Here is a 22,011-nt window from a genome sequence, read left to right on the forward strand (position 1 = left end):
CCCGGCTTCGGTGTGCCCGGCCCCGGCTACAGGTCGGTGGCGATGATCTTCTCGATGTTCCGCTCGGCGAGGGCCGTGATGGTGACGAACGGGTTGACGCTGGTGTTGCCGGGGATGAGCGAGCCGTCGATCACGTACAGGCCGGTGTAGCCGTGCAGGCGACCGTAGTTGTCGGTGGCCTTGTCGAGGACGGCGCCGCCGAGCGGGTGGTAGGTGAGGTGGTCGCCCCAGATCTTGTTGGTGCCGAAGAGGTCGGTCCGGTAGATCGTCCCCTCCTTCGAGTTGATCTTGTCGAAGATGGTCTTGGCCATGTCGATGGACGGCTGCTTCCACGCCGTCTGCCAGTCGAGTTCGACCTTGCCGGCCGCCGCGTTCCAGGAGAACTGGGCGCGGTGCGGGTTCTTGGTGATGGAGAGGTAGAAGGACGCGTAGGTCTCGATCCCCGTCGGGAGCGGGGCGACCTCGGCGAAGGCACCGCCCGCCTCCCAGTTGTCGATGCCGCCGCAGGGGATCGCGGCCTGCACCTTGCCCGTCGCGTCCCACATGTGGTTGGCGCGGCCGCACATGACGTTGCCGTTGTCGCCCCAGCCCTTGCCGATCTCGTCGTTCAGGTTCGCCAGGGCGCCGGTGGCCTTCAGCTTGACGAGCAGCTTGCTGGTGCCGACGCTGCCGGCGGCGAAGAACACCCGGTCGGAGGTGACGGTCTTGGTCGCCGTGACGGTGCCGTCGGTGGCCAGCTGGCTGATGCCGACGGTGTAGCCGCCGCCGGGGGCGGGCGCGACCGAGGTGACCTGGTGGAGGGGGGAGATGGTGACCTTGCCGGTGGCCTTGGCCGCGGCGATGTAGGTCTGCTGGAGCGACTTCTTGCCGTGGTTGTTCCCGTAGAGGATCTCGCCGTCGACCGCGGACTTGGGTACGGTGCCGGCCGCCTCCTGCTTCATGTAGTCCCAGTCGTACACGTCGGGGACGAAGACGAAGGGGAAGCCGGAGCGCTGGGCGTGCTTGCGGCCGACGCGGGCGTACTGGTAGCAGGCGACGGTGTCGAACCAGGCCGGGTCGACGAGGCCCACGCCGAGTCCGGCATTGGCCCGGGGGTAGTAGGTGTCGTACATCTCGTCGGCGTTCACCGAGGGCAGGACGGCGCTGAAGTTCTGCCGCTTCGGGGTGACGGCCATGCCGCCGTTGACGAGCGAGCCGCCGCCGACCCCGCGGCCCTGGTAGACGATGATGCCGCCCATTTCCTCGGCGTCGAGGATGCCCGTGTACTTGGGGACGGTCTTGTCGATCGGGAATCCGAGGAAGTTGCTGAGCGGCGCCTTGGTCTTGGTGCGCAGCCAGTAGGAGCGGTAGTCCGGGTTGGTGGTGTGGGCGAAGATCTTGCCGTCGCTGCCGGGGGTGTCCCAGGCCATGCCCATCTCGACCATGTGTACATCGACGCCGGCCTGAGCCAGGCGCAGGGCGGCGACGGATCCGCCGTATCCGGTGCCGATCACCAGGACGGGGACGCGGGCTCCGTCGCCGATCGGGGCGGCGGAGGTGGCGGCCTGCGCGGCTGAAGCGGGGGTGACGTGAGCAGAGAGGGCCACCGCCCCCAGAATAGAACCTGTTCTTGCGAGGAATCCGCGTCGGGAGAATCCGTTGGGACCGTTTCTGGGCACGCCGTTCTCACTCATGTGACGTTCCTCACTCTTGGCTGAATGAGAACGAGTTCTACTGCTATGGGCGTGTGAAGTCACTACATACTTGTGAGTAACTTGGCGACTTCAGGCCGGTCATGTCATCGGCTCGGTGGGCTCCGGGCGGCCCGTCCAGCCCAGGACCAGCAAGGACGGGACCGCGGCGAACGCGCACCAGGTGGAGGCGAATTCAAGCCTCCACAGGGCCGCGCAGGCCACCGCCCCGGCGGCCGTCACGGCCCCCGAGCAGCCGCAGCCGGCGGTCGCCCGCGAGCAGCAGGGCGCCGAGGGTGGCGAAGAGGTAGCCCGTCACGAGGAGCGGCGCGTACGGGACGTCCATGCCGTAGCCGACCGTGTGGCCGCGGATCTCCGCGGTGACCGGCCGCGTCGCGAGGGCGCACGAGAGGACCGCGCCGGTGGCGAGGCCGACGGCGACCGGCCCCCACAGGCGGCGCCCGACCGCGGGCGCGGCCGCGCACAGCACGCCGAGCGGCACTCACACGGCCAGCAGGGGCAGGGCGATCACCGCCCAGGCGGTGGTGGCGGGGGAGCGGCCGCCGTCCGAATCCCAGACGGCGGCCTCCACCAGCTGGTGCGCGCCCAGCAGCAGGGGCAGCGCGGCGACCGGAAGATCCCGGGCGCGTCGTGCGCGTACCGTGCGCGCCACGCATACGACTCCGACGGCGGTGATGGCCGTGCCCGCCGCCAGATCGGCCGTGGCGCTCCAGCACGTGGCGCTACGTCACCGGGCGGCCGGCCGCCGCGCCGTCGGGCAGTGCGGGCTGGGGCATCGACTGATTTCGGTCAAGCTCCGCTCTCCTCTCGCGGGGGTTCGAGCGGCGGAGCGGTCATGGCGCACTGGGTACGGCACTGCGGGTGCGGCGCCCAGGGCGCGGGTGTGCGTACGGTCGTCCAGGCCACGGCCGCCCCGAGCAGCAGCAACCCCGCGCACCAGGGCATGGCCCGGCCGAAGGCCGCGTCGAACTGGTCCGCCGAGAGGTACGCCTCGGGCCCCATTCCGGCCAGCAGTGGCAGCGCCGCCACCGCGAGCAGCCCGGCCACCCGCGCCGCGGCGTTGTTGATGCCGCTCGCCAGCCCCGCCCGGCCCGGGTCCACCGAGGCCAGCACGGTCGCCGTCAGCGGGGCCACCAGGGTCACCATGCCCATGCCCATCACGACCATCGCGGGCAGCACGTCCGCCGCGTACGAGGCGCCCGGCCCCACGCGCAGCATCAGCAGCGTCCCGGCGGCGCAGAGCAGGGGCCCCACGGTCAGCGGGATCCGCGGCCCGATCCGCTCCGCGAGCTGCCCCGAGCGGGCCGAGAGCAGCAGCATCAGCACCGTGGTCGGCAGCATCGCGGCCCCGGCGGCCAGCGCGGAGTATCCGGCCACCACCTGGAGCTGGAGCACGACGAGGAAGAAGAAGCCGCTGAAGGCCGCGTAGACGCACAGGGTGACCAGATTGACGGCCGTGAACTGCCGGGAGGCGAAGATCGACGGCGGCACCATCGGATCGGCCCGCCGCCGCTCGACGTAGACGAACGCGACGGCCAGCGCCACGCCGCCCACGGCCGCGGCGATCACCGGCGCGCCCGCGGCCTGCGCCTCGATCAGCGCGTAGGTGATCAGCGCCAGGGACGTCGCGCACAGCGCCGCGCCGAGCACGTCGAACCGCCCGCGCGCGTCGGGATCCCGCGATTCGGGTACGTGGCGCAGCGCGACCGGGACGCACAGCGCGGCCAGCGGCACGTTCAGCAGGAACACCCAGCGCCAGCCGGGCCCGTCCACCAGCCAGCCGCCGAGGAACGGGCCCACGGCGGCCCCGACCCCGCCCAGTCCCGACCACAGGCCCACCGCCCGGGACCGGTCCCCGGACCGGATCGAGCCCTGGATCAGCGCGAGGGAGCCGGGGGTCAGGAGGGCGCCGCCGATGCCCTGCAGGGCCCGGGCGCCGATCAGGATCCCGGCGTTCGGCGCGACGCCGCAGAGCAGGGAGCCCACCGCGAACCACGCGACGCCGAGCACGAAGATCCGCCGGCGCCCGAAGCGGTCGCCGAGCGCCCCGCCGACCAGGATCAGCCCGGCCAGGGTCAGCGCGTAGGCGTTCACCGTCCACTGGAGCACGGCCAGATCGGCGTCCAGGTCCTGCCCGATGCGCGGGAGGGCGACGTTGACCACCGTCGAGTCCAGCATGGCCATGCTCGACCCGAGCACGGTGGTCAGCAGGATCCAGCGGCCTCGTGCGGACGCGAGCGGGACGCCTGGCTCGGGCGGTTCGGCGGGGGAGGTCATGCCTTCAGGCTGGCCCCGGCCGGGGGGAAGGGCCAGCGGGCGCGACGGGCGGCTCATTAGGCCCTCTTGTAATGAACATGGCACTCAATCACCATGACCCGCGCACATCCCGCACATCTCGCACGTCTTTCCCGCACAACCCGCACCCGGTGTACGAGGAGACAACACGTGGCCCAACGCAACAGGCGATACTTACGCACGGCGCTCGCCGCCCTCACCTCGGTCCTGCTCCTGTCCCTCGGCGCGGGCGTCGCCGCCGCCGCGCCGAGGGCGGACCCCGCCCGCGGCGTACCCACCCCGGGTGCGGCCGAACGCAAGATCGAACCCAAGCTCCGCACCCAGCTCGACGGCTCGGCGAAAGCCGTCTTCTGGGTCTACCTCGACAGCGCGGCCGACCTCGGCGCAGCGGCGAAACAGCAGACCCGCGCCGCCAAGGCCGAGACCGTGCTCCGGGCCAAGAAGGACCACGCCGCGCGCAGCCAGGCCGAACTGGTCAAGGCCCTCGACGGCGCCAAGGCCGAGTACACCTCGTACTGGATCGTGAACGCGCTGCGCGTCGTCGGCAGCGAGAAGCTCGCCGGCACCCTCGCGCAGCGCCCCGAGGTGTCCCGGATCGACGCCGACGACAAGGTCGACCTGCCCAAACCCGCCGAGGGCAAGCGGGAGCAGACCGCGGCCGACGCCGTCGAGTGGAACATCGACCGGGTCAAGGCGCCCCAGGTCTGGGAGCAGGCCGGGGTACGCGGCGAGGGCATCGTCGTCGCCAACATCGACAGCGGGGTGGACTACACCCACCCGGCCGTCAACAACCAGTACCGCGGCAAGAACGCGGACGGCAGCTACACCCACGCCTACAACTGGTTCGACCCGGCGGGAGTCTGCGCCGCCGCGGCCCCCTGCGACAACAACGACCACGGCACCCACACGATGGGCACGATGGTCGGCGACGACGGCGGAGCCAACAAGATCGGTGTCGCCCCGGGCGCCAAGTGGATCGCCGCCAAGGGCTGCGAGACGAACTCCTGCTCCGAGGCCTCCCTGCTCGCCTCCGGCCAGTGGATCGTCGCCCCGACCGATCCGAGCGGCCAGAACCCGCGCCCCGACCTCGCCCCGCACATCGTGAACAACTCCTGGGGCAGCGCCGCGCACGACGACTGGTACCAGCAGATCGTCGACACCTGGCGCGCCGCCGGCATCTTCCCGGCCTTCTCGAACGGCAACGCCGGGCCCGGCTGCGCCACCAGCGGCTCACCCGGCGACTACGCGAGCTCCTACAGCTCCGGCGCCTTCGACATCAACAACGCCATCGCGCCGTTCTCCTCGCGAGGCGCCGGGCCCGGCGGCATCATCAAGCCGAACATCGCCGCACCGGGCGTGAACGTGCGCTCCTCCGTCCCCGGCGGCCGGTACGAGGCCTTCTCCGGCACCTCCATGGCCTCGCCGCACACCGCGGCGGCCGTGGCCCTGCTCTGGTCCGCCGCGCCCGCCCTCGAAGGCGACATCGCGCAGACCGAATCGCTCCTGGACGGCACCGCCCAGGACACCGACAGCGGCCAGTGCGGTGGCAACGCCGCCGACAACAACGTCTTCGGCGAGGGCAGGCTCGACGTCCTCGCCGCCGTGAACGCCGCCCCTCGCGGCGCGATCGGCGCGCTCGCCGGCACCGTCCGCTCCGGCAGCGGCGAGCCCGTCGCGGGCGCCAAGGTGACCGCCGACGGCCCGATCGACCGTACGACGACGACCGCCGCCGACGGCACCTACAAGTTCGCCGCCCTGTCGGTGGGCGACTACAGCCTGACCGCCGCCAAGTTCGGCTACGGGCCGCAGAACGCGACGGTGGCGGTCGCCGAGAACGCCACCGCCACCGGCGACTTCACCCTCACCCAGGCCCCCTCCGGCAAGCTCAGCGGTACGGTCTCCTCCGCCGCCGGACCCGCGGCGGGCGCCTCCGTCACCATCGCGGACACCCCCGTGACCGCGACCGCCGATGCGCAGGGCCGCTTCGAGGTCACCCTGCCGCACGGCACCTACGACGTGAACGCCACCCACTCCTCCCGCTGCGTCACCGGCGGCACGGCCAAGGCCACCGTCGCCGGCGACACCACCGTCTCCGTCGCCCTGCCCGAGCGCACCGACGGCTACGGCTACGCCTGCGCCACCGCGAACGGCCGCCCGTACACCCCGGGCAGCCGCCAGCTCGCGCTGACCGGCGACAACACCACCGAGCGCGTCGACCTCCCCTTCCCGCTGCCGCTGTACGGCAAGACGTACGGCCAGGCCTGGATCGGCACCAACGGCACCGTGAGCTTCGGCGGCAACAACACCGCCGACGTCAACGGGGACCTGCCGAGCGCGGCCACCCCGAACGCCGCGCTCTACCCCTTCTGGGACGACCTGGTCGTCGGCGCGGCGGGCAGCGGATCCGGCGTCTTCACCGCCGTCACCGGCACCGCCCCGCACCGCGCCTACGTGATCGAGTGGCGCGAGGTCTCCCACTGGTCGGCGCAGGCGGAGAAGTTCTCGTTCGCCGCGGCCATCGGGGAGGACGGCACCGTCTCGTACTCCTACAAGGGGACGGGCGGCACCGGAATCAAGGGCGGGTCCACGGCCACGGTCGGCGTGGAGAACGCCACCGGCACCGACGCCTTCAAGTACTCCTTCAACACCGCGGTCATCACCGACGGTCTGTCCATCGCCTTCCGCACCACCAAGAGCGGTGTGGTGGCGGGCCGGGTCCTCGACGCCAACGACGGCAACGGCGTCGCCGGTGCCACCGTGACCGTCGGCACCGGCGATTCGGCGGTCTCCGCGACCACCGCGGCGGACGGCGGCTACGTGGTCCAGAGCCCGTCCGGCTCGCGGGCCGTCTCCCTCGCCGCGCCCCAGTACGAGTCCGCGCAGGCGACGGTCGACGTCAAGGCGGCCGACGTCACGACGGTGACGCAGTCGCTGCGCACCGGCAGGGTCACGGTCTCCCGGCCCTCCGTGGAGATCGTCCTCCCGGCGGACCAGCAGCGGACCCGGACCCTGGACCTGACCAACCCGGGCCTCGGCACGGCCTTCACGGTGGCCGAGGACGCGGCCTGGCTGACGGCCACACCGGGGAACGGCAGCCTCCCGACGGGCGGGAAGACCTCGCTCACGCTCGCGGTGGACACGGCCGGACTGACCCCGGGGGCGGTCCTGACCACGGACCTGAAGATCTCGTCGGCGAGCGGCCGGACCCCGGTGCTCACGGTCCCGGTCAAGGTCGTCGTCCCGCGCTACCAGGTCGCCCTGGACGCGGGCTCCGGATCCGCGAGCACGGACGCCCTGGGCGACGGCTGGTCCCCGGACCGCAAGTACACCGCGGGCTCGTACGGCTACCAGGGCAACTCCTCCGTCCAGTCCACCGGGCGCACCATCACCGGCACGGACGAGCAGCGGCTGTTCCGCAACGCCCGTGAGGGCATGTACGAGTACCGCTTCGACAACGTGCCGAACGGCACCTACACGGTGGAGCTGGGCTTCGCGGAGCTCTCCTCCACCAGGCCGAACAAGCGCGTCTTCGACGTCCTGGCCGAGGGCGCCCAGGTCCTGCCCTCCCTGGACATCTCCCTGGAGGCGGGCACGTACAAGGCCCTGACCCGTACGTACACCGTCACCGTGACGGACGGGGTGCTGAACATCCGCTTCGTCACGCACACCGGATTCGGCAAGCCCCTGCTGAACAGCCTGCGGGTGACCGACCGCCCCGACAAGAACCAGTAGCGGCCGCGCTCCACGGGGCGGGGCGCCCGCGGGCGCCCCGCCCTCCGCGGCGCATTCGGGTGGGCGGGTCCCGATTCCGCTCCGACGCGCCGCGCAACCCGCGGCGGGCTCGTTAACGTGAGGAACCATGACGCTCCTGAGCGACCAGGCAGACGACATCCGGGCTCTCGTGGGCTCCGCCGATCCCGGGGCGGTCTGGGCCGTCGGCGGCCCCGAGGGCGTCGAGGCGGCCTCGCATTCCACGCGTTCCACGGATTCCGCGTACCTCGCTGACGCCGGGGACGCCGGGGACGCCGGGGACGCCGACCTCGACGTCGGCGGGCTCACCGCCGTCCTCGCCCTGTGGCCCGCCATCGGCAGTCTCGTCGAGGAGGGCGCGCTGCGGCTGCACACCCCGCTCGCCGCGTACGGGGACGAGGCCGCCGCCGGAGCCGAGGCCGGCACCACCGCCCACCACCTGCTCACGCACGCCGACGGAACCGCCGCCCTCGCCCGCCTCGCCGAGGTCCTGTCCGGCAGCCCCCTCGCCGAACTCGCCGCCACCCGCGTCTGGCGACCGCTGGGCATGACCCGCACCCGGTTCGCCGACGACACCCTCCGCGCACCCCTCACCGACCTCGTCCGCTTCCTGCGCCACCTCCTCTCCCCGGCGGACCCGGACGGCTCGGGCGGCCCGGGCAGTCCGGCGGGCATCACCCGTGCCTGGACCACCGAGTCCCTGCGCATCCGCACCGGCGAACTGACCCCCTCCCGCGGCCTCCTCTGGCACCCGGCCCCGCACGGCGTCTGGACCCACCCCGCCCCGGCGCCCGGCGGACCGGCCCTGTGGATCTCCCCGCGCCACCACCGCTGGGCCCTCCTCCTCCCGACCAGCCCCGCCACCCAGCTGCGCACCGCGTTCCGCACCGCCGCCTTCGCCCTGCCGTAGCACTCGGAGCGCGGGGTCCGCGGGGGCGACGTACGGTGAAGCCGATGTCACCGACCGTTGTCGTCCCAGCTGCGGAGGTACACGGATGCGTACGGTGCAAGGGGCCGCCCTCGACGGGCTCCGGGCCCGGGTACGGGCCCTCGCGGAGCGGACCGGGCTGCCGGTGCGGACCGCGCCGGGCGCCGCTCGGCTCAGCGTCGCACCGGCCGCCGGATACCGGTGGCCCCGCCCGGTCGCCGGGGGAGCCGGCCGGCCGCCCCGCGCCGGGACCCCGCTCGCGGACCGTGGGCCGGCCGTGCGAGGCCTGCGCGCGGAATCTCCCGGCCGGCTGACGTCCGTAAAAGAATCGTTTCCGCGAACCGCCGCCCTCGTCCGCGACTTCGTCACCGCCCGGCCCCGCCCCGGCACGGCACGCGCCTCCGCCACCGTGCTCCGCGCGCTGCGGGCCCGCTACGGAGACGCACCCGTGCTCGTACGGGACCGGTCGGGCAGGGCGGTCCTGGTCCTCCTCGCCCCCGACGACGTCTACCGGTTCTACGCCGAACCCCAGAGCGTCCTCGCGGCGGATCAGCCGCAGACCGCCGGCCTCGGCTGCGCCCACGCCGAACCCGGCCCGGAACAGCGGCAGACCGCCGCCGAGGTGCTGGCCGCCGGCGTCCCCGTACACCCCGCGTGCGGGCCCTTCCTGGCGGCCGTCACCGAAGAGGCCCTGCACCTGACCGCCTCCGGCACCCTCGAACTCGCCCGCGCCCGGTACGCGGTCGGCCGCGCCGCCCGCCGCATCGTGCTCGGCGAGGCGGCCGCCGCCGACGAGGAGCTCGCGGGCTGGCTCGGGCAGTCCCGCGCCAAGAGCAGGGCGCGCGCCGCGCGCCGCATCCAGGAGTACGCCCGCCACGCCGGCGCGGACACGCTCCTCGGCCGGGCCGCCCGCCACGCCGGGCCGGCCGGCGTCCCGGACCCCTCCGGCCAGGCCCACCAGTGGCTGCAGGCCCTGGACTCCCTCCCCGCCACGCTGCTGCGCACCCTGCTCCTGCTCGGCGCGCACCCCGCCGAGCAGGACGCCACCGCCGCCGAGGCGGCCGGGGGCGCGTCCCGGGGCGAACTGCCCCGGCTGCGGTCCTGCGTACGGGAAACGCTGCGCCTGTACCCGGTGGTGCCCGACCTGATCCGGGTCACCCGTACCGAGACCGAGTGGCAGGGCGTGCGCTACCCGGCGGGCACCTCCGTGCTGCTGCCCGCCGCGTTCCACCAGCGCGACCCCGAACGGGTACCGGCCGCGCACGTGTTCGTGCCGGGCCGGTGGAAGAACCCGGGTGCGGACCAGGACACCCGGATGGCGCCCTTCGGCCACGGCGGCTCCCGGTGCCCGGGCGACCAGCTGGGCCTGCTGCTCACGGCCGCGTTCTGCGCCGAGGTGCTGCGGGACCACCGGGTCGCGAGCGGGCGGCCCGCCCTGGACCCGGTCGGACCGCTGCCCGCGACGCTCGACCCGCACGGCATCCGGCTCACCCTCACCCGACGCTGACGCCCCACACCCCCCCCACACACACCACCCCACCAGGAGAGGACGCCATGCCCGACGCCGCGACCTCCGCGTCCAGCGACGCGGACGTCGACCTGCTCGACGACCTGTGCCGCGAACTCGCCGCCGCCGCCGACGCGGTCGGCGAGGCCGCCCGCTACGCCTCGGGGCTGGCCCTCGGCGGCCGCCTGCCCGCGGCCGCCCTCACCCGGGGAGGCCATCGCCGGGTCGGCTGGCGCACGCTGCTGCGCACCCTCACCGACCCGGCGGGCCTCGGCTGGGCCCCGCGCGGCCGGGGAGTGGCGCGGGCGGGGCGGCTGGCGGGGATGCTGGCGGGCCGTGAGAGCCTCGCGATCAGCGTCGCCGTGTGCGGGCTGCGGGTCCGGATCCGGGCCGCGAGCGCCGCCCGCCCCGAACTCCTGCGTGATCCCGGCGCGGCGGCGGTCCTCAGAGCCGTCGAGGAGGGCCGGCAGTCGCAGGCCGCCCGCCTGTTCCGCGGCATCATGCGCGACCGGGGCGCCGGGCACGCCTTCTCCCTGCTGGCCCCGGCGTTCGCCGACGTCCTGGCCTGGAAGGCCCTGACCGACGCGAATCCCTTCAACGACCACGCCGGCTGGCAGGTCGCCACCGGCCGGGCCGTGCCGGCCGAACCGCTCCTGGGACTCGGCGCCGCCTTCTGGGCCTTCTGTGACCGAGGGCCCTCACTGCCCGCCGACGAGGCGGGGCGGGCGCCGCGGTCCGATCAACGCGCTCAAGGCCGGCCGGCGCTCCGGCCGTGGGCGCCGCACCCGCACGTCCGCCCGCACGCGCACCCGCACCGGCCCGCCAGTCTGCGCGGCCACGCCACCGCGCTGCGCTCCCACGCGGTACGGCTGCGGGCGACGACGGCCGGACCGGTCTGGCGGGGCCCCCGGTCCGAGGCCCTGCGCGCGGAGGTGGAGACCCTCGCCGGCCGCTGCGCCACCGCGGCGACCGGTCTCGCCCTGGCGGCGGCGCAGCTCGGCGACGAGCGCTGATCCGGCGGATCCGGGAGGGTTCGGGAGGACGCCGCAGGACGTCAGAGGACCAGCGACAGCAGCAGGACGCAGCCGAGGCCGACCACCGAGATGATGGTCTCCATCACCGACCAGGTCTTCAGGGTCTGGCCCACGGTCATCCCGAAGTACTCCTTGACCAGCCAGAATCCGGCGTCGTTGACGTGGCTGAAGAACAGCGAGCCCGCCCCGACGGCGAGGACCAGCAACGCCGTCTCGGTGGTGGACATGCCGGCGGCCAGCGGAGCCACCAGTCCGGCCGCCGAGATCGTCGCCACCGTTGCGGAGCCCGTGGCGAGGCGGATGGCCACGGCGATCAGCCAGGCCAGCAACAGGGTGGGAATGGCCCAGTTCTTCGACAGGTCCAGGATCATCTGGCCGACACCCGCGTCGATCAGGGTCTGCTTGAAGCCGCCGCCCGCGCCGACGATCAGCAGGATGCCGGCGATCGGGGCCAGGGACCTGTCGACCGTCGTGGCCAGGCGGTCCTTGGTGAAGCCCGCCGCCCGGCCGAGGGTGAACATGCCCACCAGCACCGCCGCGAGCAGCGCGATCAGCGGGGAGCCCGCGACGTCGGTGACGCGCTGCAGCGGGTCGGCGGGGTCGTTGACAACGATGTCCACCAATGCCTTGACCAGCATCAGCGCCACCGGGAGCAGCACCGTGAAGACAGTGGCCCCGAACCGGGGACGGTGCTCCGGGTCCGCCGAGGGCCGCTGCGCGATCATGTTCTCCGGCGCCGGGATGTCCACCCACCGCGCCGCGTACCTGGAGAACAGCGGCCCGGCGATGATCACGGTCGGGATGGCGACGAGGATGCCGAGGGCGAGGGTGACGCCCAGGTTCGCGTGGAGCGCGTCGATGGCGACGAGCGGCCCGGGGTGCGGCGGGATCAGCCCGTGCATCACGGACAGGCCGGCGAGTGCCGGTATGCCGATCCGCATCAGGGAGCAGTTGCCGCGCTTGGCCACCAGCAGCACCACCGGTATCAGCAGCACGATGCCGACCTCGAAGAAGAGCGGCAGCCCGATCACGGAGGCGATCAGCACCATGGCCCACGGCATGGCCCGGCCCTTGGCCCGGGCGAGGATCGTGTCGACGATCTCGTCAGCGCCGCCCGAGTCCGCGAGCAGTCGGCCGAGGACGGCACCGAGCGCGATGAGTACGCCCACGCCCGCGACCGTGGCGCCGAGTCCGGAGGTGAAGCTGGAGATCGTCTTGGCCAGCGGTGCGCCGGCGAAGACCCCGAGGGCCAGCGAGCCGACCGTCAGCGCCAGGAAGGGGTGCAGCTTGAGGCGGGTGATGAGCAGGACGATGACGGCGATGCCCGCGAGGACGGCGATCCCCAGCTGGGTGTTCCCGGCCGAGGTGATCGGTCCGGTGCCGGCCGCTGCCAGGGTCTCGACGCTGAGACTGGTCAAAGTGACGTTTCCTTAGTTCGCGGGTGTCTCGGGTGTCTTGGGTGACTTGGGTGTCTATGCGGTCTCGGTCGTCTCGGACGTGGGGATCCGGCGCAGGGCGGCCAGCGCCCGTTCGGTGATCTCTTCGGGGGAACCGGACACGTCGACGACGACGCCGGCCTCGTCCTCCTGGAGCGGTTCCAGCGTGGCGAACTGCGAGTCCAGCAGGGTGGCGGGCATGAAGTGGCCGGTGCGGTCCGCCATCCGCCGCTCGATCAGGGGCCGTTCACCGGTCAGGTGGACGAACACCGCCCCGGGGGCCGCGGCGCGCAGCCGTTCGCGGTAGGCGCGCTTGAGGGACGAGGCCGAGACCACGCCGCCGCCGAGTTCGGCCCGGCCGCGGATCCACTCGCCGACGGCGTCGAGCCACGGCCACCGGTCGGCGTCGTCCAGCGGGACGCCGGCCGACATCTTCGCGACGTTGGCCGCGGGGTGGTAGGCGTCGCCTTCCGCGTACGGAAGGGCGAGCGCCTCCGCGAGCAGCCGGCCCACGGTCGTCTTGCCCGTGCCGGCCACGCCCATCACCACAATGACGCGCTGGGTGCTCACGCCTACCTCGCTGTCCTCGTCGACATCGGTTCGTGCGGGCATCACTGAAGCCCATTAAGTAGTACTTATTCAAGGGTCTGATGGAAAACGTCACATCTTTGGGTCGCCCGGGGCGTCACCGTACGCTTACGCCATGACCACCGACGGCAGCTCCGGGCAGGGGCTCCACTCCCACGTGCTGGACACGCTCGGGCTCGCGATCACGGCGGGGGAGTACCTGCCGGGCAGCGTGCTGCGCACGGACGAGATCGCGGAACGCTTCGACGCCTCCCGCACGGTGGTGCGCGAGGTCGTCCGCGTGCTGGAGTCGATGCGGCTGGTCGAGTCCCGCCGGAGGGTAGGGGTCACCGTGCGCCCCACCGCCGAGTGGAACGTCTACGACCCGCGCGTCATCCGCTGGAGGCTGGCCGGCGCCGACCGCCCCCGCCAGCTGCGTTCCCTCACCGTGCTGCGATCCGCGATCGAGCCGGTCGCGGCCGGGCTCGCGGCGGCCCGGGCCACCCCGGAGCAGTGCGCCGAGCTCACCGAGGCGGCCCTCGGCATGGTCAGCACCTCACGGGGCCACCAGCTCGACGTCTACCTGCGCCACGACATCGCCTTCCACCGCGTCGTGCTCAACGCCTCCGGCAACGAGATGTTCGCCCGCCTCGGGGACGTGGTCGCCGAGGTGCTGACCGGGCGCACCGAGCACGCGGTGATGTTCCACGACCCCGACCCGGCGGCCGTCACCCTGCACGTCCAGGTCGCCGAGGCGGTACGGGAGGGCGACGCGGCCCGCGCCGAGGCGCTGACCCGGCAGATCGCGGTGGGCGCCCTGGAGGAGCTGGACGTACTCGCCCCGTAGGCGGTGCCCGCCCCGAGGGCGGAGGCGGACACCCCGGCCGGTCAGGCGTCGAGTGCGGCGATCTCGATCTCGCGCAGGCGATCCGGTTCCGCGATCACGTCGATCCCGGTGATCAGGCCGTCCTCGATGGTGAAGGTGAGTACCAGGAACAGCCGTCCCAACGGGGCCATCGCCAGGCCGACGACGCCGTCGACCAGAGCCGGCTGCGTGGACTGCGCCCGCCGCATGGCCGCCATCGCGCCCCGCGCGACGGTGACGGCGCCGCTGATGAGGAGGGGAGCGGCGGTGGGTCCGACGGCCTTGTCCGCCCGCAGCACCACGTCGGGATCGAGCAGCGCGACCAGCGCGTCGAAGTTCCCGCCGCGGGTGGCGGCCAGGAAGGCGTCCACGACGCGGCGCTGACGGGTCAGATCGGCCTCGGGCACCAGCGGGGCGCCCTTGACCCGGCGGCGGGCGCGGCTCGCGAGCTGCCGGGTCGCCGCCGGGGAGCGGTCGATCATCGGGGCGATCTCGTCGAACGGCACCGCGAACAGGTCGTGCAGCACGAACGCGATCCGCTCGGCCGGCGTCAGCGTGTCGAGCACCACCAGCAGGGCCAGCCCGACCGAGTCGGCGAGCACCGCCTCCTGCTCGGGATCGACCGTGTCCTCGCGGCTGACGACCGGGTCCGTGGCATACGTCTCCATGGAGTCCTCACGCCGGGACTCGCGGGAGCGCAGCATGTTCAGGCACACGCGCGCCACGACCGTGGTCAGCCACCCGCCGAGGTTCTCGATGTCGCCGGTGTCCGAGCGGTTGAGGCGCAGCCACGCTTCCTGGACGGCGTCGTCGGCCTCGCTGAGCGAGCCGAGCATCCGGTAGGACACCGCTCTCAGGTGAGAGCGGTGCCCTTCGAAACGTTCCGTCAGCAATGAGCTGTCGTTCACCTGTCGCAATCCCTTCCCCACAGCAGGTTCTCAAGATAGATCACCGGGAAAACGCCACGGTGAACGGGGCGTTGGAGCCGTGGTCCCGGGGTCCCACGCCGGTTCGGTCCGGGGCGAGGGGCTGCTGGATAATGGCGGTGCACAGCTGAAGCACTGAGGACGCCGGGTACGCATCGTGGTCCGGCAGAAGAGGGAGCCCCCGATGGACGTGCAGCACTTCGAGCGGATCACCGCCTTCATCGAGGCGCGGCTCACCCCGCTGTTCGACGCGGAGACGGGCAGCGAGTACGGCTTCGGGATGGACGACACCTCCCGTGCGCTGCGTGCGCTGCGCAACGCCGTCCTCGAAGCCTCCGCCGTCAAGGGCCTCATCGAGCAGCGCAAGTCGGCCGAGCCGGCCACGCGCCGCGTCATCGACCAGTCGGTGGAGCACAACTGGGACGTACTGCGCGGCATCGCCCGCCAGTGGGAGGACCACGAGGACTTCCGCCACGAGTTCAAGCACCACGCGTGGGAGCTCGACCACCACCACGCCGCCGCGGCGGGCTGAGCCCACGGATCCGGGACCCCGCCCGCAGACGCCGCCACCGTGCCCCGCCGGGCAGGTCCCCCCGGGGCGGCGGTGGCGGGCCGGGGGCCGTACGGTGCGCTACTCCGACGCCTTGCGGGGCGTGGTCTGCTGGACCGCCCAGCCGTTGCCGTCCGCGTCGGAGAAGTACACGAAGGAGCCCCAGGGCAGGTCCTGGATCTCCGTCACCTCGATGCCCCGGCCGCGCAGGTCCTCGTACGCCTCCTCGATATCGGTGACGACGACCTGCAGGTTGTCCAGCGATCCCGGGGTCATCCGGGTCAGCCCCTTGCCGATCGCGATCGAACAGGCCGACCCCGGCGGGGTCAGCTGTACGAAGCGGATGTCCTCGCTGACGGTGACGTCGTGGTCGGCGTTGAAGCCGAGCTTCTCGTAGAAGGCCTTGGCCCGGTCGACATCGGTGACGGGCACGGCGACGAGTTCCAGCTTGATGTCCATCCCGGCATCATGCTCCCGACGCCGCTGCCGCGCCGTCCGACGCCACGTCGGCGGGCGTGTCCGCGGCCGCGAACTGGGTGCGGTACAGCTCCTCGTACCGGCCGCCCGCCGCCAGCAGCTCGGTGTGCGTGCCGCGCTCCACGATCCGGCCGTCCTCGACCACCAGGATCAGATCCGCCGCCTGTACGGTCGACAGCCGGTGCGCGATCACCACGGCGGTCCGTCCCGCCAGAGCCTCGCCCAACGCCTCCTGCACCGCGGCCTCCGAGGTGGAGTCCAGGTGCGCGGTGGCCTCGTCGAGGATCACCACCCGCTGCCGGGCCAGCAGCAGCCGCGCGATGGTCAGCCGTTGCCGCTCGCCGCCCGACAGGCGGTAGCCGCGCTCGCCGACGACCGTGTCCAGCCCGTCGGGCAGCGAGGCGACGAGTCCGTCCAGGCGGGACCGGCGCAGGGCCTCCCAGATCTCCTCCTCGGTGGCTCCGGGCCGGGCCAGCAGCAGGTTGGCCCGTACCGACTCGTGGAAGAGGTGCCCGTCCTGGGTGACCATGCCGAGCGTCTCGCGGATCGAGTCGGCGGTGAGGTCCCGTACGTCGATCCCGCCGATGCGGACGGCGCCCGCGTCGGCGTCGTACAGCCGCGGCAGCAGCTGCGCGATGGTCGACTTGCCGGCGCCGGACGAGCCGACCAGCGCGATCATCCGGCCGGGTTCCGCCCGGAACGACACCTCGTGCAGTACCCGCGTACCGCCCCGGGCGTCGAGGGTGGCGACCTCCTCCAGGGAGGCGAGCGAGACCTTGTCGGGCGAGGGGTAGCCGAAGGAGACCCGGTCGAACTCGACGGCCACCGGCCCCTCCGGTACGCGGCGCGCGTCCGGCTTCTGCGTGATGAGCGGCTTCAGGTCGAGGATCTCGAAGACCCGCTCGAAGCTCACCAGCGCGCTCATCACCTCGACGCGGGCGCCGGCGAGCGCGGTCAGCGGGGCGTAGAGCCGGGTCAGCAGCAGCGCGAGGGCGACGACGGATCCGGCGTCCAGGGTCCCGCGCAGGGCGTAGTACCCGCCGAGCCCGTAGACCAGGGCGAGGGCCAGCGCGGAGACCAGGGTGAGGGCGGTGATGAAGGCGGACTGGGCCATCGCCGTACGGATCCCGATGTCCCGCACCCGGGCCGCCCGGGCCGCGAACTCCGCGGACTCGTCGGCGGGCCGCCCGAACAGCTTGACGAGCGTCGCGCCGGGAGCGGAGAACCGCTCGGTCATCTGGGTGCCCATCGCGGCGTTCAGCGCCGAGGCCTCCCGCTGCATGGCCGCCATCCGCGCCCCCATCCGGCGAGCGGGCAGGACGAACACCGGCAGCAGCACGAGCGCCAGCAGGGTGATCTGCCAGGAGATGCTCAGCATCACGGCGAGGGTCAGCAACAGGGTCACGGTGTTGGCGGCCACCCCGGACAGGGTGTTGCTGAACGCCCGCTGGGCGCCGATCACATCGTTGTTGAGCCGGCTGACCAGGGCTCCGGTCCGGGTCCGGGTGAAGAAGGCGACCGGCATCCGCTGCACGTGGTCGAAGACCGCCGTCCGCAGATCGAGGATCAGCCCCTCGCCGAGGGTGGCCGACAGCCGCCGGGTCAGCAGACCCAGGCCCGCCTCGGCGACCGCGATCAGCGCGATGAGGAGGGCGAGCCAGGTCACCGTGCCGCTGTCCCGGCCGTCCACGATGGCGTCGACGACCCGGCTGGCGAGCACCGGCGTGGCCACCGCCAGCAGCGCGGTCACCACGCTGAGCAGGAGGAAGAGGGCGAGCCCGCGGCGGTGCGGGCGGGCGAAGGCGGCGACCCGGCGCAGGCTCGCCCGGGAGACCGGGCGGCGGTCCTGCTGCGCGTTGATCGCACTGTGCAGCGATGTCCAAGCGGTGACTTCCATGTCCATGGCGGAAACGGTAGGACCTCAACCGAAGTCGAGGTCAACCTTTCGGCCGGCCCTCGCCCTCCCGGGTCTCCAACTCCCGTTCGTACGGGGGATTTCCGCGACTCGCGGCCGCTGTCGGTGCCCGGTGTCATCATCGGTCCATGACGCAGGGATCCGAGTCCGTACGCTTCGGCAAGAGCACCACCGACACCGTCCTGCACCGCTTCGAACAGTGGGCCCGCGACACCCCGGGGGCCCGCGCCGTCACAGCCGGCTCGGAGAGCCTCACCTACGGGCAACTCGACACGCGGGCCAACCGGTTGGCGCACCACCTGCTCGCCTCCGGCCTGCCGCCCGGCGGCCTCGTAGCCATCGGCACCACCCGGCAGACCGAGCTGGTCGTCGGTATCCTCGCCGTCCTCAAAGCCGACGGTTCCTACGCCGTCGTCGACGCGCAGACGCCCCGCAACGGCCGCCGGCAGCTCGCCGCGCTCGCGCCCCTCGCACCCTTCGCGCTGCTCACCCACGCGCCGCACCGCGCCGCCCTCGACACCGGTACGGGCCTGCGCACGATCCGGACCGACGACGACACCGCCGCGATCGTCGCCCGGCCCGGCTACGCGCCCGATTCCGCCGGGGCGTTCGGCCGCGCCGCCGTCCTGTTCACGGCGAGCCCCGAGCAGCGCCCCGTGGCCGTCGGCCACGCCCTGCTGCTCGCCGCCCACGAGGGCTGGGCCGAGCTGGCACAGCTGACCCCGCAGGACCGGCACCTGATCACCGCCCCGCCGGACGTCACCGCTTTCGCCGCAGGCTGGACCCGTGCCCTGTGCTCGGGCGGCAGCCTCGTCCTCCCCGCGAAGGCTCCCTGGCAGGCCGAGGGAACGGAGCGGGCCCGTCGGGCCATTGCCGCCGAGCGGGTCCGCCAGGCGGTCGCGGCGGAGCGGGTCAGCGTGCTGCACACGGACCCGGCCGGTGCCTGCGCCCTGCTGATCGACGGCCGCAGGCCCGCCGCCGAAACCCGCAGGACCGGTCCTCCGGCGCTGAGGTCGCTGCGGCTGGCCACCGTCACCGGGGACCGCCTGCACCTCGACGAACTGGACGCCCTCAGCGGCCGGCTGCGTCCCGGCGTGCGGATCCTCAACGTCTACGGGCTCACCGAGACCGCCGGTGTGGGCACCTGCTTCGAACTCCCGCAACTGACCGCCCCCATCGACGCACCGGAGCTGCACTCGCTGCTCGGTACCCCGTTCGCGGGCTGCCAGGTCCACGTACTGGACGGGGAGATACACCTCACCCCGCCCGGCGGCGGCGACGCCGTGCCCACCGGGGACCTCGGACTGATCCGCCCCGACGGGCTGCTGGAGTACGAGGGCCGGGTCCGGCACAGGATCGCCGTCCCCGGAGGCTCCCTCGACCCGTATCCCGTCGAGGCAGCGATCCGTACCCACCCGGGGATCGGCGCGGCCGTCGTCACCGGCGTCGACAAGGACGGCGGCCGGCGGATCGTCGCCTACGTGTCCCCGCCGCCCGGCGATCCGGCCTGGGACGCGACCGCGCCGCTGCCCGAGATCTGGGGCCTGCGCAACCACCTGGCCGGCGTCGTCCTGAAGGACGAGATGCCGCACATCCTCGTCCGGCTCTGGGCCCTGCCGCGCGGCCGGGCCGGCCAGGAGGACCGGACGGCCCTGCCGCTGCCCACCCAGCCCCCCTCCGAGCGGCCCGCCGTGCACGGCAGCAAGTTCTCCCGGGCGGCGGGCAAGGGCGACCGGCGCGGCTCCAGCCTGGCCGTCGGCGGATGCCTGTCGGTCGTCCTGGCCCTCTTCACCCTGCTGCTGACCAACGTCCTGTGGCCCGGATCCACGGACCTCTCCGCCGTGCCCCAACCCTGGGCGTTCCTCTTCTTCGTCCTCTACCTGTTCGAATGCCTGTCCTTCGGCGTGGGCCTCGCCTTCCTCTTCACCGGGCACTGGATGATGCAGAGCCGGGAGCGACCCCGCTCCGACGGACTGCCCCGCATCGGTACCCGGGTCGCCCACATCGCCGCGAGCTACCTGCTGCTGGCCTGGTGGCCGCAGGACAACGCCTACCGGCTGGCGGCCAAACAGGAGTGGGCGCTCCAAGCCCTCCTCGTCTACACCTTCAACATCCCCCTGATGATCGCGGCCGTCATCGTGGCCCGCTACCTCACCCGGAAACCGGACTCACCCTTCGACTTCGAGGACAGGACCTGAGCCCGCCCGGCCGAACATCGCGCCGACGGCCTCCGCCTCGGACCGCACCAGCGCCTCGGCCGCGTCCAGCACCTCCCTGCTGCGCGCGGCCACCAGCACGCCCAGCCAGGGCGCCGGATCGAAGGCGCCCGTCGGGATCGCGGGGACGAACACCGCCCCGAGGTCCGCGCAGCCCCGGGCCAGGGCCGCGCACAGCTCGTCCAGCTGCGCCTCGGGCAGCCGCGCGCCCAGCTCCACCCGGTCGGCGATCCGTACGAGGTGACCCGCGCCCCGCAGCGCGTCGAGCCGGGCCGCCACCATGAAGGCGATCGACGGCCCGGTCAGCCGCAGGTTCGTCTCGGTCGGCGCGAGCCGCCCCGCGCCGTCGGTGACGAAGTCCACGTCGAACCAGCCCCGGTAGCCGGAGTCCGCCAACTCCCCGCCCACCGCCCGCCCGAAGGCCAGCAGCGGCTTCTCCGCCCACCCGGGCACCGCCCCGTGGCCCACCGTCGCCCCCCGGTAGCAGCCGGCCCGCACGTCCATGAGTGCCGCGCCGGCCTCGTGCAGCCTGCCCTCGGCGTCGACGAAACCGTCGTACGTGAGGTCGCGCGGGGCGTCGTCCTCCTCGGGACCGGCCGGGGCGCCGACGAACGCCTCCACCAGCAGCGGCCCGCGCGGCAGCCGCCGCAGGGCGGCGCGGGCCCCGCCCGCCGCCCGGACCTCGCCCGGGGTGAGCACCGTGGTGCCCGAACCCCCGACACCGTGCTCCGATTTCAAAACAGTGCTCTCGCCCGCCTTGGCCCGGGCCGCGACGAGGCGGACCGCCGCCCGCCGCGAGCCCGCCCGCCACTGCGCGGGCAGCACGATCCCGGGATGCCCGCCGTCCGCCAGGATCCGGGCGAACAGCTCGTGCGCCGCGGACTTCGACTCGTACCGCAGCTCCCCCTCCCGCCACGGCCGGTCCGCCAGCATCCCGAACGACCGCGTCCGCCCCCACGGCACGAGGGGCAGCCCGGCCCCGGTCAGCATCTCGGCCAGCGCCGGCCGGGCCCGTACGGCGTCCGACAGGCCCGGTCCCCGCTCCACCAGGCCGTCGTACACCTCCACCCCCGTCCAGCCCAGCTGCCGGCAGACCAGCTCGGTCCAGCCCCGCGGCACGGCCCGGGGCAGCACCAGCGCCGCCGGGTCCGGACTGTAGAAGGCGGCCAGGCAGGCGTAGTCGTGCGCGGCCCGCTGCTCCCGGTCCAAGGAGGCGTCGGCGAACTGCGCGTTGAACTCCGCGACGTTGCCCACGTGCACGGCCCGTCCGCCCCCGGTCCACGCCCGCGCCCAGTCGGCGAGCGGGACCGGGGACACCTCGAACCGCACCAGCCCCTCGGGGCCGCCCGGCGCGCCCACCGCCTGCACCGCCTCCACCGCTCCCATCGCCCGGTAGAACCCGGCCGCGTGCGGATCGGCGTCGATCACCAGGGCGCGCACCCCCAGCTCCACGGCCCGGCGCAGCGCGTCCTGGTACAGCAGCCGCCCCACGCCCCGGCCGATGGCCGACGGTTCCACGAAGAGCAGCCCCAGCGAGGCGCGCGGGGCGGGCCCGTCCAGGGACGCGAGCCCGAGCACCGTCCCCCGCTCGTCCTCGGCCACCACGATCCGGCGGGCCGTCACGTCGAGGGGCCGGATCCGCAGGTCCGGCGCGCAGGAGGCGAGGAACTCCGGCCCGTACCCCCAGTGCGCCTTGGAGCGCATCACCAGCTGCGTCAAGGACTCCGCCTCGGCCGGCCGCGCGGCTCTGACCTTTACCATTTCCTGGTCTCCCCATGGTCTGCGCCAAGGCCGTGAGATAGATTCGGCCTCCCCACGGCCCATCCTTTCCCACCCACGCGGAGACAGGCTTCT

General features: G+C 73.4%; 15 protein-coding genes and 1 pseudogene. 7 read left to right on the forward strand and 9 right to left on the reverse strand.

The genetic code is table 11. The annotated features are described in order from the left end of the window. Positions 1 to 26: 26 nt before the first annotated feature. From OG429_RS34965 to OG429_RS34975, 3 genes and pseudogenes are all read right to left on the reverse strand, one after another. On the reverse strand, positions 27 to 1,673 hold the full coding sequence (locus tag OG429_RS34965) for a GMC oxidoreductase (RefSeq protein WP_328929266.1): 1,647 nt from the start codon (positions 1,671 to 1,673) through the stop codon (positions 27 to 29). Between the two features lie 99 nt (positions 1,674 to 1,772). Next, a pseudogene (locus tag OG429_RS34970) lies at positions 1,773 to 2,385 on the reverse strand (DUF6629 family protein). 95 nt (positions 2,386 to 2,480) lie between these two features. Next, positions 2,481 to 3,968 (reverse strand): MFS transporter, encoded by a 1,488-nt coding sequence (locus tag OG429_RS34975; RefSeq protein ID WP_328929267.1) that lies wholly within the window; start codon positions 3,966 to 3,968, stop codon positions 2,481 to 2,483. Positions 3,969 to 4,136: 168 nt separating this feature from the next. Here OG429_RS34975 and OG429_RS34980 point away from each other — a divergent pair, with 168 nt between their 5' ends. From OG429_RS34980 to OG429_RS34995, 4 genes are all read left to right on the forward strand, one after another. Next, positions 4,137 to 7,718, forward strand: coding sequence for a S8 family serine peptidase (locus OG429_RS34980; protein ID WP_328929268.1), 3,582 nt, complete (start codon positions 4,137 to 4,139; stop codon positions 7,716 to 7,718). Between the two features lie 127 nt (positions 7,719 to 7,845). Then, positions 7,846 to 8,646 carry a hypothetical protein gene (locus OG429_RS34985; RefSeq protein WP_328929269.1) on the forward strand — a complete coding sequence of 267 codons (801 nt, stop codon included), beginning with the start codon at positions 7,846 to 7,848 and terminating at the stop codon, positions 8,644 to 8,646. An 85-nt stretch (positions 8,647 to 8,731) separates the two neighbouring features. Continuing rightward, positions 8,732 to 10,171 (forward strand): cytochrome P450, encoded by a 1,440-nt coding sequence (locus OG429_RS34990; protein ID WP_328929270.1) that lies wholly within the window; start codon positions 8,732 to 8,734, stop codon positions 10,169 to 10,171. Positions 10,172 to 10,218: 47 nt separating this feature from the next. Continuing rightward, positions 10,219 to 11,184, forward strand: a complete 966-nt coding sequence (locus OG429_RS34995) for a hypothetical protein (protein WP_328929271.1) — start codon at positions 10,219 to 10,221, stop codon at positions 11,182 to 11,184. 41 nt (positions 11,185 to 11,225) lie between these two features. Here the strand turns inward: OG429_RS34995 and OG429_RS35000 are convergent, their stop codons facing one another. After that, the gene (locus OG429_RS35000) at positions 11,226 to 12,623 is read right to left on the reverse strand and encodes a GntT/GntP/DsdX family permease (protein WP_328929272.1); all 1,398 of its coding nucleotides are present in this window, start codon (positions 12,621 to 12,623) and stop codon (positions 11,226 to 11,228) included. Positions 12,624 to 12,677: 54 nt separating this feature from the next. Then, a complete protein-coding gene (locus OG429_RS35005; protein WP_328930516.1) occupies positions 12,678 to 13,211 on the reverse strand; it encodes a gluconokinase in 534 nt (177 codons plus the stop codon). Between the two features lie 133 nt (positions 13,212 to 13,344). Here OG429_RS35005 and OG429_RS35010 point away from each other — a divergent pair, with 133 nt between their 5' ends. Beyond that, positions 13,345 to 14,055, forward strand: a complete 711-nt coding sequence (locus OG429_RS35010) for a FadR/GntR family transcriptional regulator (protein ID WP_328929273.1) — start codon at positions 13,345 to 13,347, stop codon at positions 14,053 to 14,055. A gap of 41 nt (positions 14,056 to 14,096) precedes the next feature. Here the strand turns inward: OG429_RS35010 and OG429_RS35015 are convergent, their stop codons facing one another. After that, on the reverse strand, positions 14,097 to 14,981 hold the full coding sequence (locus tag OG429_RS35015) for a sigma-70 family RNA polymerase sigma factor (RefSeq protein WP_328929274.1): 885 nt from the start codon (positions 14,979 to 14,981) through the stop codon (positions 14,097 to 14,099). Between the two features lie 202 nt (positions 14,982 to 15,183). Between OG429_RS35015 and OG429_RS35020 the strand changes: the two genes are divergently transcribed. Then, positions 15,184 to 15,531 (forward strand): hypothetical protein, encoded by a 348-nt coding sequence (locus OG429_RS35020; protein WP_328929275.1) that lies wholly within the window; start codon positions 15,184 to 15,186, stop codon positions 15,529 to 15,531. A 99-nt stretch (positions 15,532 to 15,630) separates the two neighbouring features. Here OG429_RS35020 and OG429_RS35025 read toward each other — a convergent pair whose 3' ends face one another. Beyond that, the gene (locus OG429_RS35025; protein ID WP_328929276.1) at positions 15,631 to 16,008 is read right to left on the reverse strand and encodes a VOC family protein; all 378 of its coding nucleotides are present in this window, start codon (positions 16,006 to 16,008) and stop codon (positions 15,631 to 15,633) included. Between the two features lie 7 nt (positions 16,009 to 16,015). Further along, on the reverse strand, positions 16,016 to 17,929 hold the full coding sequence (locus OG429_RS35030) for an ABC transporter ATP-binding protein (RefSeq protein WP_328929277.1): 1,914 nt from the start codon (positions 17,927 to 17,929) through the stop codon (positions 16,016 to 16,018). A gap of 140 nt (positions 17,930 to 18,069) precedes the next feature. Here OG429_RS35030 and OG429_RS35035 point away from each other — a divergent pair, with 140 nt between their 5' ends. Continuing rightward, entirely contained in the window at positions 18,070 to 20,139 is a 2,070-nt protein-coding gene (locus OG429_RS35035; RefSeq protein ID WP_328929278.1) for an AMP-binding protein, read from the forward strand. Here the strand turns inward: OG429_RS35035 and OG429_RS35040 are convergent. After that, positions 20,110 to 21,918 (reverse strand): GNAT family N-acetyltransferase, encoded by a 1,809-nt coding sequence (locus OG429_RS35040; RefSeq protein WP_328929279.1) that lies wholly within the window; start codon positions 21,916 to 21,918, stop codon positions 20,110 to 20,112. The two genes, OG429_RS35035 and OG429_RS35040, sit on opposite strands and share 30 nt — an antisense overlap. Positions 21,919 to 22,011: the final 93 nt, after the last annotated feature.

It is taken from the genome of Streptomyces sp. NBC_00190 (genome assembly GCF_036203305.1).
In the GTDB taxonomy this organism is placed as follows: domain Bacteria; phylum Actinomycetota; class Actinomycetes; order Streptomycetales; family Streptomycetaceae; genus Streptomyces.